Below are 15,443 nucleotides of genomic sequence, written 5' to 3'. Positions count from 1 at the left end.
TCGCTGCCGTGCACAGCTTGCGTGCCGTACTGGATCGAACCGGCGCCTCGGCGTCACGTGGACACGACATGCCCAGGTCAAAGTGGACGCAAGCGCATCGCAAGCAGTGCAAGCTGTTTGCGCTCCAAATCCGGTCGTAACTAAGACCGTTGACAAACTGGTGACGCGCTAGAAATCTGATGACGCACTTTCCGCAAAGAATCGACTGTCCAGCTCAATTGGCGCGCATGGTCGGTGCTTCCCCTTTGCCTGCCGGCCTGTCGCACTCCCCGACTCCCCACGGAACAAGAGGACCCCCATGAGATGGAGATCTCTCGGCCGACGGTCGCTGACGGGCGCCGTCGTGACCGGGTTGATGACGGTCGGGCTGCTGCCGCTGCCCCTCGCGGCCGGCGCGCAGGCCGCCACGGACGCCGCCGAGATCAACCTCGCCCTCGGCCGCCCGGCCACCGCGGGCGGCTCGCACGGCGCGTACCCCGCCGGCAACACCACCGACGGCATCCAGGCGACCTACTGGGAGGGCCCGGCCGGCTCCTTCCCGCAGTGGGTGCAGGTCGACCTCGGTGAGGCCCGTGACGTCGAACGGGTGGTCCTCAAGCTGCCCGCCGGCTGGGAGAGCCGCAGCCAGACCCTCTCCCTCCAGGGCAGCACCGACGGCTCCACCTTCCGCACCCTCGACGCCTCCTCGGCACGCGCCTTCGACCCCGCCCGCGCCAACACCGTCGCCCTCGACCTCGGCTCGCCCGCCGACACGCGCTACGTCCGCGTCCACGTCACCGGCAACACCGGCTGGAACGCCGCCCAGCTCTCCGAGCTGGAGGTGTACGGCGACGACGTGGTCACCGAGCCACCCCCCACCGGCACCAACCTGGCCCGCAACAAGCCGGTCGAGGCCACCTCGTCGGTCCACTCCTACGTCGCGGCCAACGCCACCGACGACTCCACCTCCACCTACTGGGAGGCCGCCGGCCACCCCGCCGACCTCACCGTGAAGCTCGGCGCCGACGCCGACGTCAGCGCCGTGGTCGTCAAGCTCGACCCCGACCCGGTCTGGTCGGCCCGGACCCAGGGCATCCAGGTGCTCGGCCGGGCGCAGGGCGCGAGCGACTTCACCTCGCTGCGCGCCCGCGCCGACTACTCCTTCAGCCCCGGCAAGGACAACACCGTGACCGTCCCGGTCACCGGCCGCGTGTCCGACGTACGGCTCCGCTTCTTCTCCAACACCGGCGCGCCCGGCGGCCAGGTCGCCGAGTTCCAGGTCGTCGGTGCCGCCGCGCCGGCGCCCGACCTGACCGTCACCGGCCTCGACTGGTCGCCCGCCGACCCGTCCGAGCGGGACGAGGTCACCGTGGACGCCACGGTCCGCAACGTCGGGACCGCCCGCTCGGCCGCCACGACCGCCGAGGTCACCGTCGAGGGCGCGACCGCCGGCAGCGCCGAGGTGCCCGCGCTCGACCCGGGTGAGTCCGCCGAGGTCGCCGTGGCCACCGGCACCCACGCGGCCGGCAGCTACGCGGTCGCCGCAGTGGTCGACCCCCGGGACACGGTCGCCGAGCTGGACGACTCCAACAACAGCCGCACCGCCTCCGACCGGCTGGTCGTCGACCGGGCACCCGGACCCGACCTGGAGGTGCGCTCCATCACCACCGACCCGGCCAACCCGGCCGTGGGCGCGCCCGTCACCTTCACCGTCGCCGTGCACAACCGCGGCACCAGCGCCGTCGAGGCGGGCTCGGTGACCCGCCTCCAGGCCGGCTCCACCACCCTCGACGGCGCCACCGGAGCGGTGGCCGCGGGCGCCACCGTCAACGTGCCGATCAGCGGCACCTGGAAGGCGACCGGCGGGGGCGCCACGCTCACCGCCACCGCCGACGCGACCGGTGTGGTCACCGAGACCAACGAGAACAACAACGTGCTCGCCAAGGCCATCGTCGTCGGACGCGGCGCCGCCGTCCCGTACACCGAGTACGAGGCGGAGAACGGCCGCTACGAGGGCACCCTGCTCACCACCGACGCCAAGCGCACCTTCGGCCACACCAATTTCGGCACCGAGTCCTCCGGCCGCAAGTCCGTCCGGCTCGACTCCACCGGCCAGTACGTCGAGTTCACCTCCACCGCACCCACCAACTCCATCGTCGTACGCAACTCCATCCCCGACGCCCCCGGTGGCGGCGGAGCCGAGGCCACGATCAGCCTCTACGCCGACGGCGAGTTCGTGCGGAAGCTGACCCTGTCCTCCAAGCACAGCTGGCTGTACGGCAACACCGACGACCCCGAAGGGCTCACCAACCGGCCCGGCGGCGACGCGCGGCGGCTGTTCGACGAGTCCCACGCGCTGCTGGACCGCACCTTCCCGCAGGGCACCGAGTTCCGCCTCCAGCGGGACGCGGGCGACACGGCCGCCTTCTACGTCATCGACCTGATCGACCTGGAGCAGGTCGCGCCGCCGAAGACCAAGCCGGACAACTGCGTCTCCATCACCGAGTACGGGGCCGTCCCCGGCGACGGGCTCGACGACACCGACGCCATCCAGCGCGCCGTCACCGCCGACCAGAACGGCGACATCCCCTGCGTGTGGATCCCGGCCGGGCAGTGGCGCCAGGAGCAGAAGATCCTCACCGACGACCCGCAGAACCGGGGGCAGTTCAATCAGGTCGGCATCCGGGACGTCACGATCCGCGGCGCGGGCATGTGGCACTCCCAGCTCCACACCCTGACCCCGCCGCACGAGGCCGGCGGCATCAACCACCCGCACGAGGGCAACTTCGGCTTCGACATCGACCACAACACCCAGATCTCCGACCTCGCCATCTTCGGCTCGGGCACCATCCGCGGCGGCGACGGCAACCACGAGGGCGGCGTCGGTCTCAACGGCCGCTTCGGCAAGGACACCGAGATCAGCAACGTGTGGATCGAGCACGCCAACGTCGGTGTCTGGGCCGGCCGCGACTACTCGAACATCCCCGAGCTGTGGGGCCCCGGTGACGGCCTGGAGTTCACCGGCATGCGCATCCGCAACACCTACGCCGACGGCATCAACTTCGCCAACGGCACCCGCAACTCCACCGTCCACAACTCGTCCTTCCGCAACACCGGCGACGACTCGCTCGCCGTGTGGGCCAGCAAGTACGTGAAGGACACCTCCGTGGACGTCGGCCACGACAACCACTTCCGCAACAACACGATCCAGCTGCCGTGGCGGGCCAACGGAATCGCGATCTACGGCGGATACGGCAACACCGTCGAGAACAACGTCGTCTCCGACACGATGAACTACCCGGGCATCATGCTCGCCACCGACCACGACCCGCTGCCCTTCTCCGGGCAGACCCTGATCGCGGGCAACGCCCTGCACCGTACGGGCGGCGCGTTCTGGGGCGAGGCGCAGGAGTTCGGTGCCATCACCCTCTTCGCGCAAGGTCACGACATACCGGGCGTCACCATCCGGGACACCGAGATCCTCGACTCGACCTACGACGGCATCCAGTTCAAGACGGGAGGCGGTGCGATGCCGGACGTGAAGATCAGCAACGTCCGCGTCGACAAGTCGAACAACGGATCGGGCATCCTCGCGATGGGCGGCGCCCGGGGCAGCGCGACCCTGACCGACGTCACGATCACCAACTCGGCCGAGGACGACATACGCGTCGAGCCGGGCTCCCAGTTCAAGATCAACCAGTAGGACCGGCCGGCGGCCCCCGACCGGACCGCCGGCCCGCATCACCCCCTCGGCGACGCGGCCACCACCGCGTCGCCGAGCCGGTCCGGTGACCGTTCGACGGGGAAGCGGCCGTCCTCCTCACGGCGTTCGGCGTTGAGCTCCTCGACCGCGCCGAGCGCGTCGCCGATCGTCGCGTAGTCCACCGCGACGAAGTTCACCGGTCTGCCGCGCCGCCGCTCGCAGTCGTGTGCCCGCTCCAGCACCCGCTCCCGGGAGTTGACCGTCCCGGCGTCCAGCCGCCGGCCACCGCCCGCGGTGACGAAGTGGTTGAGCAGGAACAGCCGCTTGTCCGTGCCGCCCCGGTTCGGCAGGCAGGACATCTCGTCCGGGCTACGGAACGCGAAGGGTGTCTCCATGCCGTACCGGTAGAAGTTGCGGTACCACGGCGCGGGGCCGTCGGCCTTCTCCGCGAAGACGACCAGCCGCCGACCGTCGTCGATCATGTCCCCCAGTTCCGGCCACGGGCGGTCCGGGTCCGGGTCCGGTTCGTACAGCAGGTCGGTCAGCCCCGCCTGCTCGAAGGCGGCCTGGCTGTCCACGGCGCCGACGCCGTCCTGGAGGATCAGCGTGACGACCTCCGTGGGGTTCGCCCGCAGCCAGTCACCGATCTGCCGCAGCGTCGGCGCCAGCTCCAGGGCCCCGGCCCCGCACACGGAGTGACACAGCCACAGACCGGGCTCGGGCGGGTTCACCCGTCCCAGGATTCCGGTGAGCCGCCGCCGCAGTTCCGGGGAGAAGTCCGAGGTGCTCAGCCGGTCCGCGACCTCCTCGGGCCGCTCCCAGTGGTGCGTGTCCAGGAGCAGGACGCGCACCCCGGCGTCGAGCTGACCGACGATGTCCGGGTCCTGGAGGGGGCCGATGAAGCGGTCCGCCGTCGTCGCCATCGCGTTGTGGGACGCGAGTTGCGCGATCTCGTCGTACCGGGCGTCGCAGAGCTCGGCGCTGCCCTGGCAGATGCGGGGCGAGGAGCCGGTGATCGCCACCGGCGCCAGCATCGTGCCGACCAGCGCGCACGCCGTGACGGCGAAGGTCAGGGTCGGGCCGTGCCGCGGATCGGTGAGCACCGGCAGGGCGGGCCTGGTCTCCCACACCCACCCGACGGTGATCAGCAGGGCGCCCGCGGCGAGCAGGATCACCGCGACGAGCACGGCGGTCGTCAGGAGCCGCTCGACGGCGGCGGCCTGGACGTCCGTGAGGAGTTCCGTCGCCGACGGGGGCCACGAGGCCGGCGTCCCGAAAAGCGCGTCGACCGGCATGAGGCGCAGCAGCAGTACCGTCAGGGCGGTCAGCGAAGCGGCGGCCGCCGGCACCCATCCGAGCGGCATCAGCCGCCGCCTGACCGGACCGGGCGTCGACAGCCAGAGCAGGGTGAGCGCGGCGGCGCACAGTACCGCGGCCGCCGGTTCCACCACCTCCTGGAAGAGGCGGGTGACGGAGCGGGCGCGGTCCACGGGGGCCAGCGCCTCCTGAGCCGGGTCGATGTGGACCGTGATGACCCAGGTGCCTTCCCGAGCCTCCCGCAACAACTCCGCGGCGGCCGTCCGGACCTGGTCCGTCAGGGCGACCGGCGCCACCGAGGCCAGCGCCGCGGCCACGTCCCCCCGGACCAGTGCCGCCTGCACGGTCGGTCTGATAGCGGAGCGCGAGTCGGCCGGCACCAGGCGCATCAGCGCCTCCGTCGCCGTGAGGGCCTGGCCGTGGGAGAGCGGCAGCGACGGCAGGCCCTCCAGCGGCGCCTCGCCGGCCACCACCTGCGCCGCCAGTTCGGACAGGCGTTGCACGAAGGCCTGGAAGTCGGGCTCGGACCGCTGCTGGAGGGCGGCGACGGCGTCACCGAAGTAGGCCTGGCTGAGCCGCTCGACGTTCGCCACGACGGGCTCGAGATCGACCGTGACCCGCAGCCGGTCGCGGTCCCCCTCCAGGTAGTGGATCACCTCGGCGATCTGCCGGTCGCCCATGGTCCGCAGCGTCTCCGGCGGGATCACGACCTTGAGGTTCGAGGTGATGGTCGACTGCGGGACGGGCAGCCGGTCCAGCAGCTCCTGGGTCAGGGGCGTACTGGCCGGGTCGACCAGCACCTCGTCGTAGAAGCGCTGGTAGGCCCGCTCGTCCTCCAGCACCTGGGAGTAGAACTTCGGATCGAGAACGGTGCTGCGCACGACGGCCGCCGCGGCCAGGACGGTCAGGCTCAGCACCGCCACGCACCAGATCAGCACCCCGACCCAGGGGGAGCGCCGAACCAGTCCGTCCATGGGACCCATTCTCGTTTCAGCCGACCGTCCCGCGACACGGCGTCCCGGGTGGCACGCCAACACACTCATGCCCCGGCACGGTCGGCCGATGCGATTCAGCCCCCGCTCAGGACCTCCTCGGTGGCGGCGCTCCGCTGCGGGTGCACACAGTGCCAGCGGTGTCCGCCGGGACCGTCCGTCGCCGCCGGGAAGGCGGTGGCGCACGCGTCGTCCGCCTTCCAGCAGCGGGTGCGGAACGGGCAGCCGGAGGGCGGGTTGGTCGCCGACGGCACCGGGCCGTGCAGGACGATCCGCTCCGGGCGCTCCAGCAGGCTCGGCGTGGCCGACAGCAGCGCCTCGGTGTACGGGTGCCGGGAGGCGCCGGCGACCTCGGCGGCGGCGCCCTCCTCGACGACCCGGCCCAGGTACAGCACGGCGATCCGGTCGGCCAGGTAGCGCACCGTCTGCACGTCGTGGGAGATGAACACCATGCCCAGACCGAGCCGGGCGCGCAGCTCCACCAGGAGGTTGAGGATCTGGGCGCGCACCGACACGTCCAGGGCGCTGGTGGGCTCGTCGGCGACGATCAGCTCCGGCTCCAGGGCGAGGGCGCGGGCGATGGCCACGCGCTGGCGCTGCCCGCCCGAGAGCTGGCCGGGCAGCGCGTCCAGGGTGTGTCCGGGCAGACCGACCAGGTCGAGGAGTTCCTCCACGCGCCGCTCCCGCTCGGCGCGCGTCCCGCGCTCGTGGACGTCCAGCGGGTCGCGCAGGACGCGGCGCACGGGAAGCCGGGGGTTCAGCGCGGTGGAGGCGTCCTGGAAGACCACGCCGACGGCGGACCCGAACTCGGTGCGGCGCTCGGCGGCGCCCATCTTCCACAGGTCCCGGCCCCGGAAGTACACCTCGCCCTCGGTCGGGCGCTGCAGTCCGGTGACCACGCGGGCCAGTGTCGACTTGCCGCAGCCGGACTCGCCGACCAGGCCGAGGATCTCGCCGTGGCGGACCTCCAGTGAGGCGTCGGTGAGCGCGTGCACCGCGTCCCGGCGCAGGATGCCGCCGCTGCGGGCCTTGTGCCGTACGTGGATGCGGTCGAGCCGGACGATCGGGTCCATGGCGGTGTCCTTCGGTGCGGTCATCGGGCGCCCTCCAGCGACTTGGCCGACCGCTTCTCGGGCGCCGGGTGGTGGCAGGCGAAGAGGTGGCCCCGGCCGGCGTCGCGGTCGGTGGCGGGCGGCGGCGTGGTGGCGCACAGGTCGGTGGCGGCGGCGCAGCGGGAGGTGAACCGGCAGCCGGCGCCGAACGCCTTGGGCGCGGGCACGACACCGCGGATCTGGTGCAGCCGCTCGGCCCCCGACTCCAGCGACACCACCGAGCCGAGCAGACCCCGGCTGTAGTGGTGCGCCGGGTCGGTCAGCAGCGCGCGGGTGTCGCCGGCCTCGGCGACCTGACCGGCGTACATCACCGCGACCCGGTGGGCGAGGTCGCCGACCAGGGCCAGGTCGTGGGAGACGAGGACCATGGCGAAGCCGAGTTCGTCGCGCAGCTTGATCAGGAGTTCGACGACCTGGGCCTGCACGGTGACGTCGAGGGCGGTGGTCGGCTCGTCGGCGATCAGCAGCCGGGGGCTGCGGGAGAGCGCCATGGCGATCAGTACGCGCTGGCGCTGACCCCCGGACAGCTCGTGCGGGTAACTGCGCAGGGTGCGCTCGGGGGAGAGGCCGACCAGCTCCAGCAGCTCGGCGGGGGTGCGGGTGCCGCCGCGGGAGGTGAGCCACTTCAGCTGGGTGCCGATCAGCACGGACGGGTTCAGGGACGACATGGCGTCCTGGTAGACCATGGCGATCTCCGGGCCCATGAGCGCCCGGCGTTCCTTCGGCGGCAGCTTCAGCAGGTCGCGGCCCCGGTAGCGGATCTCGCCCTCGGCCTCGGCGTTGCGGGCCAGCAGACCCATGATCGCGAGGCTGGTGATCGACTTGCCGCAGCCCGACTCGCCGACCAGCCCCAGCGTCTCGCCCTCGCGGACGGTGAAGGAGATGCCGTCGACGACGCGGGTGTCGCCGTAGCGATCGGGGAAGCGGATGGAAAGGTCGCGCACGACCAGCAGTTCCGGCGCGTCCTCGGCGAGCGGCGGCACGGCGGGCTCCATGGCCTCGAGCCGGGTCGCCAGCTCGGTGAGCGCGGCGTCCACCACGGCCTCGTCGGCCACGGGCGCGGAGGCGGCGGCCAGGTCGTCGTCGGAGTCGGTACCGCCGGTGCGGGACCTGTCCGGCGAGGCGGCGGCGTCCGTCATGCCCTCGGACAGGACGTTCAACGCGAGCACCGTGACCAGCACGCACAGGCCGGGGAAGAGGGTCGCCCACCAGCCGCCCGACAGCAGGATCTGCCGGCCGTAGGCCAGCACGCTGCCCCAGCTCGGGTCGGGGTCCTGCACGCCGGCGCCGATGAAGGACAGGCTCGCCTCGAAGATGATCGAGTCGGCCACCATGACGGTCGCGAACACCAGTACCGGAGCAGCGCAGTTGATCGCGACGTGCCGGGCCACGATGTAGGTGCGGCGGGCGCCGATCACCTGTTCGGCGGCGACGTAGTCCTCGCCGTACTGCTCCAGCACGTTGGCCCGCACGACGCGGGCGAGGGAGGGGGAGTAGACGAAGGCGATGGTGAAGATGATGACCGGGATGCTGGGGCCGAAGACGGCGACGAGCACGGCGGCGAGCGCGATCGGCGGGAAGGACATCACGACGTCGAGCGTGCGCATCACCGACTCGTCGGCGAGCCTGCGCGAGGTGGCCGCCAGGGCGCCCAGGGCGGAACCGAGGACCAGGGCCAGCAGGGTCGCGCCGAGGCCGATGACCAGCGAGTAGCGCGCGCCGTGCACGACGCGGGCGAACACGTCCCGGCCGGCCCGGTCGGTGCCGAACCAGTGGTCGGCGCCCGGCGCCCGGGCGGGGATGCCGGTGGCCAGGGGGTCCTGGGTGAGCAGCGGGGCGAACACCGCGCCCAGCACGACCACCAGCAGGATGCCGAGGGCGATCCGGGAGGACAGGGGCAGCCGGCGCAGGCGGGTGCCGGGCCGGGCCAGTCGCCCGGCGAGGGAACGTGGAGCGAACATCACACCGTCCTGATGCGCGGGTTGACGAGCAGGTAGAGCAGGTCGACGACGACGTTGACCACGAGGAAGGCGACCGCGATCGTGAGCACGGTGCCCTGGACCAGTCCGACGTCGCCTCCGTTGACGCCTTCGAGGATCAGCTTGCCCATGCCGGGCAGGTCGAAGATCGCCTCGATGACGACCGCGCCGCTGAGCATGTAGCCGACCTTGACGCCCAGCACGGTCAGCGGGGTGACCAGGGCGTTGCGCAGAACCGAGCGGATGATCAGGAACGGCGGCAGGCCGCTGCCCCGGGCGGTGCGGACGTAGTCCCGGTCGAGCTCGGTGACCATCGAGGTGCGGATCAGCCGTGCCAGCGACGAGGCGACGGGCAGCGCGAGGGACACCGCGGGCAGCGTCATGCTCTCCAGCCAGCCGGTGAAGGAGTCGGCCGGATTGACGTAGCCGCCGGTCGGGAAGAGCGGTGTGTTCAGCGCGAACTGCTGGATGAGCAGCACACCGAGCCAGAACGAGGGCAGGGCGATGCCGGCCATCGACAGCACCCGGAAGACCTGGTCGGGCCAGCGGTCGCGGTAGACGGCGCTGAGGACGCCGAAGACCAGCGCCAGCACGACGGCCAGTGCGAGGCCCAGCAGGGTCAGTTGCAGCGTGAGCGGGAACGCGGTGGCGATCCGGTCGGTGACGGGCTGGCTGGGCGACATGGTGACGCCGAGGTCCCCCCGCAGCAGGTCGCCCAGGAAGGCGAAGTAGCGCACGGGCAGGGGGTCGTCGAGTCCGTTGGCCTCGGCGAACGCGGCTCGCGCCTCCGGGCTCGCCGACTCTCCCAGCGCGTTGTACGCGGGGTCGGTCGGCGAGAACTGGAGGACCACGAAGACCAGCAGCGCGATGCCGAGGACCATCACCGGCATCATCGCGACGCGCCGCAGCGCGAGCCGGAGAAATGCAACCATCGTGAGGTTCCTAGGGATTGGGCCGCGGGCCGCCGCCGTGCGGTGTGGCGCGGCGGCGGCCCGGCGGCCTGGCGGTACGGGCTCAGGCGCGGCCGACGTCGATGAAGGACAGGCCGGTGGTGGGCAGCGGTTCGAACCCGGTCAGAGCGTCCTGGCGCCAGGCGGTGGGCAGCTTGCGGTGCAGGATCGGGTACAGGGCCGCCTCGTCGGCGACCAGGTCGGTGACCTGGCCCCACAGCTCCTTGCGCTTGGCGGCGTCGGGTTCGGCCGCGGCCCTGTCGAGCAGCGACCGGGTCTGCTTGTAGGCGGGGGCGCCCTTCCAGCCGTACCGGTTCTCCGGCCAGAAGCCGTAGTAGAACCAGCGCAGCAGCAGGTCGGCGTCGTTGCCGAAGACGGACGGGTCGCCCGGTGCGGCCAGGGCGTCGAAGTCACCCTTGTCGATCTTGGCGTACTGGGCGGCGGACTGCTGGATGTCGAGCGAGGCGTCGACGCCCACCGCCGCCCAGCTCTCCTTGATGAGCGGGGCGATGTCCTTGATCCAGCCGTTGTCGGTGAGCATCAGCGTGAAGGAGAGCTTCCCCACGCCCGCGTCGGCGAGCAGCTTCTTGGCCTTGGCCGGATCGTGGCCGTAGACGGTGGCGGCCTCGTGGTGGTCCGGGTGCGTGGCCGGGACGTACCCGCTGGCGGCCTCGGCGTTGCCCAGCAGCGCCGTGGAGATGATCTTCTCGGTGTCGAGCGCGTAGTGCAGGGCCTGCCGGACCCGCTTGTCCTCGAACCGCGCGTCGGCGCAGTTGAACATGAGGAAGAGCAGTCCGAAGGACTGGACGGACTCCACCTTCTCCTGGCCGGTGAAGCCCTTGACGTCGATGTAGGGCACGTCCTCGATCGCCTGCACCCGGCCGGACTTGAGCGCGCTGACCCGCGCTGACGGGTCGGAGATGAGGCGCCAGACCAGCTTCTTGGCCTTGGCGGGGTGCGGGCCGTTGTACTTGTCGTACCTCTCCATCACGATCTTGTCCTCGCGGACCGCCGACACGAAACGGTACGGGCCCGAGCCGACGGGCTTGGAGTCGAACGCCTTGGTGTCGGCGCCGGCGATCTTCTTCGGCACGATCCGGACCACGGATATGCGGGACGGGAAGAGTGCGAAGGCGTACTTCAGCTTGAACTCGACCGTCGAGGCGTCGACCGCGGTGACCCGGTCGATGAACGGGACGAACTGCGCCATCAACGACGCGTTCTTCGGGTCCAGGACGCGCTCGAAGCTGAACACCACGTCGTCCGCGGTGACCGCGGAACCGTCGTGGAAGGTCGCGCCCTTGCGCAGGGTGGCCCGGTAGGTCGTCGCGTTGATCTTCTTGGGCATCCCGGTGGCCAGCGTCGGCCGCGCCACGAGCGTGACCGGGTCGAGGTCCACCAGGCCCTCGAAGATGTGCATGTTCGCGGCGTACGGGGTCGCACCCGAGGTGATCATCGGGTCGAAGCCGGTGGAGAGGGGGTAGGAGATGCCGGCCTCGATGGTGTCGCCGCCACTGCCCGCGTCGCCGGTACCGTCCCCGCTGGAGGCCGGGCCACCGCAGGCCGACAGCCCCGCGGTGATCGCGGTCGCCACACCGATGGCACTCGTGTATCTCATGAAGGTGCGGCGATCGACGCCGGTTGCACTGCGCGCGGACAAGGAGTCCTCCAGGCGGGAGATGAGGGATCGAGCTGCAGGAGGCGGAGGTGGTCGGCGCCTCACCGACTGTGCATCAGACGTCTGATGTCTGACGCTTGATAACGTGGGAACGTAGCTGGGCAAATGAGAGGGGTCAAGAGGTGGCGGCGGGGCAAAAGGCGATCCGGTACGAGGTGCCGGAGCCGAAGACGGCACGACAACCGTTGCGGCAGGAAGTCGTGGACGGCATCAAGGCCTACATCCTGCGCAACGAACTGCGCCCGGGGGACCCCTTGCCGACCGAGCCCGCCCTGTGCGAGGCGCTCGGCGCGAGCCGTTCCAGCGTGCGGGAGGCGATCAGGATCCTCACCGCGCTCGACATCGTCGAGGTGCGGCACGGGCACGGCACCTATGTCGGGCGGCTGAGCCTGTCCGCGCTGGTGGAGAGCCTGGCCTTCCGGGGGCTGCTCAGCCCCGACGACGACTTCCAGGTGATGAGCGACCTCATCGAGGTGCGCGAACTGTTCGAGCGCGGCATGGCCGAACGTCTGGTCTCCGCCCTGACCGAGGAACAGATCGATCGCCTGGCGGCCCACGTCGACGAGATGCGCAGGGCGGGCGCGGGGGAGGGCCACGGCTTCGTCGAGGCCGACCGGGCCTTCCACACCCTGCTCCTCGCGCCGCTCGGCAACGACCTCGTCGGCCAGCTCTCGTCCGCGTTCTGGGACGTCTACGTCATCGTCGCGCCGCACCTGGACGTGTTCACGCACGAGCACGAGGCGTCCACCATCGCCAACCACCAGCGCATCGTGGACGCCGTGCGCGCCCGGGACGCCGCCGAGTTCGCGGCGGCGCTGGTCGAGCACTACGCGCCCGTGCGGAAGCGCATCGCGGAGGCCCGCGCCCGCCGCTGACCGCCCGGACGACGCGAAGGCGCCCCCGCCGGGAGTGGGCGGGGGCGCCTTCGGCGTGCGGCGCGAAGCCGGCCGTCGTGAATCCCGAAGCCGGCCGTCGTGGACGGGGGGAGTCGGCCGTCGTGAACGGGAAGGAGCCGGCCGAAGTGAAGAGGCGGGGCCGGGCGGGCACTTGACGGCCGACGTCCGGATCTTTAGTGTCCCACGACAACAGACATCAGACGTCTGCTCTTGAAGTCGGGGAGTCGGACCTGCCGGCTCCCCTTCCCGCACCTCGCGCTGCGCCGCGCGCACGCCTCACCCACCGGGGCCCCCTCATGCCACTGACGGACCTCACCCTCGCCGAGTGCCTGGCACTGCGGCCCGACCTCGACGAGCCCGCCGACCTCGACGCCTTCTGGGACCTGACCCTGCGCGAGGCCCGCGCCCAGGGCGACGCCCCCAGCTACACGCCCGTGGACACCGGCCTGAGCGAGGTGACGACCCACGACGTGACCGTGCCGGGCTTCGCCGGCGAGCCCGTCCGGGGCTGGCTGCACCTGCCGGCCAGGGCGACGGGACCGCTCGGCTGCGTGGTGGAGTTCCTGGGCTACGGACGCGGTCGCGGCCTGGCACACGAGCAGGTCCTGTGGGCCAACGCCGGCTACGCGCACTTCATCATGGACACCCGCGGCCAGGGCTGGTCCACGGCGGGCGGTGACACCCCCGACACCGCCGCCTTGGTGGGCACGGTCCCCGGCTTCCTCACCCGAGGCGTCGAGAGCCCCCACGACCACTACTACCGCCGGGTGTTCACCGACGCCGTGCGCTTCGTGGACGCCGCCCTCGCCCACCCGTCCGTCGACCCGTCGAGGACGGTCGTCACCGGCATCAGCCAGGGCGGCGGCATCGCGCTCGCGGTCGCCGGGCTCGTGCCGGGACTGGCCGGGGTGATGCCCGACGTGCCGTTCCTCTGCGACATCCGGCGCGGTGCCACCGTCGCCGGCCGGCCGCCCTACACCGAGATCGCCGAGTACCTGCGGCTGCACCGCGACCGCGCCGAAAGCGTCTTCACCACCCTCTCCTACGTCGACGCGGCCCTGCTCGCCGCCCGCGCCACCGCCCCGGCGCTCTTCTCCATCGCGATGATGGACGAGATCTGCCCGCCCTCGACGTGCTTCGCGGCCTACCACCGCTACGGCGGCCCCAAGGACCTGTGTGTCTACGAGTTCAACGGCCACGAGGGCGGCGGCGGCCACCACCGGCGCGAACAACTCGCCTGGGTACGGGAGCTCCTCGCCGCACCCCGCCCCGGAACACCCCACGCTCTCTCCGTCCTGCACGACCCCCAACTCGCCTGACCCCTCACCCGAGAAGAGGCCTGTTCATGCAGCGAAGAGTCACCCTGGCCATCGGCACCGCCGCCCTCGTCGTCCTGGGCGCCGTCACCGTCCCCGCCGCCCACGGCGCCCCCTCCGCCCAGGAGGCTGCCGGCACCCTCACCTCCCAGGACCTCGCCACCGCGGGCACCGGCTCCCCCCACTACCGCATCCCCGCCCTGACCCGCACCACCAAGGGCACACTGATCGCCGCCTACGACGCCCGGCCCACCCTGGGCGACCTGCCGGGCAACATCGGCGTCGTCGTGCGCCGCAGCACCGACGGCGGCTCCACCTGGCAGGCGCAGCAGGTGGTCCGCAAGGAAGCCGCCCCCAAGGGCTACGGCGACCCCAGCCTCCTGGTCGACCGGGAGACCGGACGGATCTTCGTCTTCTACGCCGCCTCCGTGAACCAGGGCTTCTTCGGCTCGGCCACCGGCAACGACGAGAGCGACCCGGACGTCCTCCAGGCCGACTACAGCTACTCCGACGACGACGGCCTGACCTGGAAGCACGAGCGGATCACCGCCGAGATCAAGAACCCGGCCTGGGGCGGCATGTTCGCGGCCTCCGGCGAGGGGATCCAGCTGCGGCACGGCACCTACAAGGGCCGCCTGATCCAGCAGTACGCCATCCGGAACAACGGTGCCAACTACGCGGTCAGCGCGTACAGCGACGACCACGGCGCCACCTGGAAGACGGGCACCCCGGTCGGGCCCGGTGGCGACGAGAACAAGACCGTCGAGCTCTCCGACGGCCGCGTCATGATCAACAACCGCTCCAGGCCGTACCGCACGGTCGCCTACTCCAGCGACGGCGGCGTCACCTACACGCCCTTCCAGCAGGACAAGGAACTGCCCGACCCCGCCAACAACGGCTCCATCGCCCGCTTCGCGCCGGATGTGGCCGCCTCGCACCCGCGCGCCGACTGGCTGGTGTTCAGCAACACCGCGACCACGAACAGCCGCAGCAACCTCACCGTCCGCCTCTCCTGCGACAACGGGCGGAACTGGCCGGTGCGCAGGACCGTCGAGGCCGGCTCGGCCGGCTACTCCACGCTCACCCCGCTCAGCGACGGCACCGGCGCCAACCCCCGGACGGGCCTGCTGTGGGAGCGTGCCGACTACAAGCACATCACCTACTCGTCCTTCGACCTCAAGTGGCTCGGCGGGGTCTGCGCACCCGTCACCGTGACCCCGCCCGCGTCCCTGCCGGCGGGGAAGACCACCGAGGTCACCGTCCGCGTCGTCAGCCAGAACGACGTGGCGCTCCCCGCGGGCACCGTCTCCCTGAAGCTGCCCCAGGGCTGGACCGCCCCCACCGTCACCATGCCCGCGCTGAACCCGGGCCAGGGCGCCAACGTCAAGATCCCCGTCACCGTCCCCGCGAACGCCACCGCGGGCGGCGTGGCGACGACCGCGACCTACGAGGTACGCGGCACCCAGCACTCCTACGGCGACTCGACGCTCACCGTCACGGCGCCGTAGCCCGGCCACGGGC

At 71.6% G+C, this 15,443-nt stretch carries 9 protein-coding genes; 4 read left to right on the top strand and 5 right to left on the bottom strand.

The window, feature by feature from the left end; all coding sequences use genetic code 11:
* Window positions 1-298: 298 nt before the first annotated feature.
* Window positions 299-3,682 carry a CARDB domain-containing protein gene (locus tag ACLIN4_RS03820; protein WP_411575491.1) on the top strand — a complete coding sequence of 1,128 codons (3,384 nt, stop codon included), beginning with the start codon at window positions 299-301 and terminating at the stop codon, window positions 3,680-3,682.
* Window positions 3,683-3,720: 38 nt separating this feature from the next.
* Here the strand turns inward: ACLIN4_RS03820 and ACLIN4_RS03815 are convergent, their stop codons facing one another.
* The 5 genes from ACLIN4_RS03815 to ACLIN4_RS03795 all read right to left on the bottom strand — a co-directional run bounded on the left by ACLIN4_RS03815 (window position 3,721) and on the right by ACLIN4_RS03795 (window position 11,650).
* On the bottom strand, window positions 3,721-5,973 hold the full coding sequence (locus tag ACLIN4_RS03815) for a PI-PLC domain-containing protein (protein WP_107479620.1): 2,253 nt from the start codon (window positions 5,971-5,973) through the stop codon (window positions 3,721-3,723).
* Between the two features lie 95 nt (window positions 5,974-6,068).
* The gene (locus tag ACLIN4_RS03810; protein ID WP_382025506.1) at window positions 6,069-7,088 is read right to left on the bottom strand and encodes an oligopeptide/dipeptide ABC transporter ATP-binding protein; all 1,020 of its coding nucleotides are present in this window, start codon (window positions 7,086-7,088) and stop codon (window positions 6,069-6,071) included.
* Complete coding sequence (locus ACLIN4_RS03805; protein WP_411575490.1) at window positions 7,085-9,064, bottom strand: dipeptide/oligopeptide/nickel ABC transporter permease/ATP-binding protein; 1,980 nt, start codon at window positions 9,062-9,064, stop codon at window positions 7,085-7,087. The genes ACLIN4_RS03810 and ACLIN4_RS03805 overlap by 4 nt, the downstream gene beginning before the upstream one ends.
* Window positions 9,064-10,014 carry an ABC transporter permease gene (locus tag ACLIN4_RS03800; RefSeq protein WP_100044632.1) on the bottom strand — a complete coding sequence of 317 codons (951 nt, stop codon included), beginning with the start codon at window positions 10,012-10,014 and terminating at the stop codon, window positions 9,064-9,066. Before ACLIN4_RS03800 ends, ACLIN4_RS03805 begins: the two co-directional genes overlap by 1 nt.
* 82 nt (window positions 10,015-10,096) lie before the next feature.
* Entirely contained in the window at window positions 10,097-11,650 is a 1,554-nt protein-coding gene (locus ACLIN4_RS03795; protein WP_411575489.1) for an ABC transporter substrate-binding protein, read from the bottom strand.
* Window positions 11,651-11,832: 182 nt separating this feature from the next.
* Here ACLIN4_RS03795 and ACLIN4_RS03790 point away from each other — a divergent pair, with 182 nt between their 5' ends.
* The 3 genes from ACLIN4_RS03790 (at window position 11,833) to ACLIN4_RS03780 (ending at window position 15,430) form a co-directional block, all read left to right on the top strand.
* Entirely contained in the window at window positions 11,833-12,585 is a 753-nt protein-coding gene (locus ACLIN4_RS03790) for a FadR/GntR family transcriptional regulator (protein ID WP_100044631.1), read from the top strand.
* 317 nt (window positions 12,586-12,902) lie between these two features.
* Window positions 12,903-13,925 carry an acetylxylan esterase gene (locus tag ACLIN4_RS03785; protein ID WP_289908339.1) on the top strand — a complete coding sequence of 341 codons (1,023 nt, stop codon included), beginning with the start codon at window positions 12,903-12,905 and terminating at the stop codon, window positions 13,923-13,925.
* 26 nt (window positions 13,926-13,951) lie between these two features.
* Window positions 13,952-15,430 (top strand): exo-alpha-sialidase, encoded by a 1,479-nt coding sequence (locus ACLIN4_RS03780; protein WP_411575488.1) that lies wholly within the window; start codon window positions 13,952-13,954, stop codon window positions 15,428-15,430.
* Window positions 15,431-15,443: the final 13 nt, after the last annotated feature.

The sequence above is a fragment of the Streptomyces mutabilis genome, assembly GCF_046628145.1.
GTDB classification, from domain to species: Bacteria; Actinomycetota; Actinomycetes; order Streptomycetales; family Streptomycetaceae; genus Streptomyces; species Streptomyces mutabilis.
The sequence above is the reverse complement of the archived record's forward strand: the minus strand, read 5'-3'. Positions and strand labels throughout refer to the sequence as shown.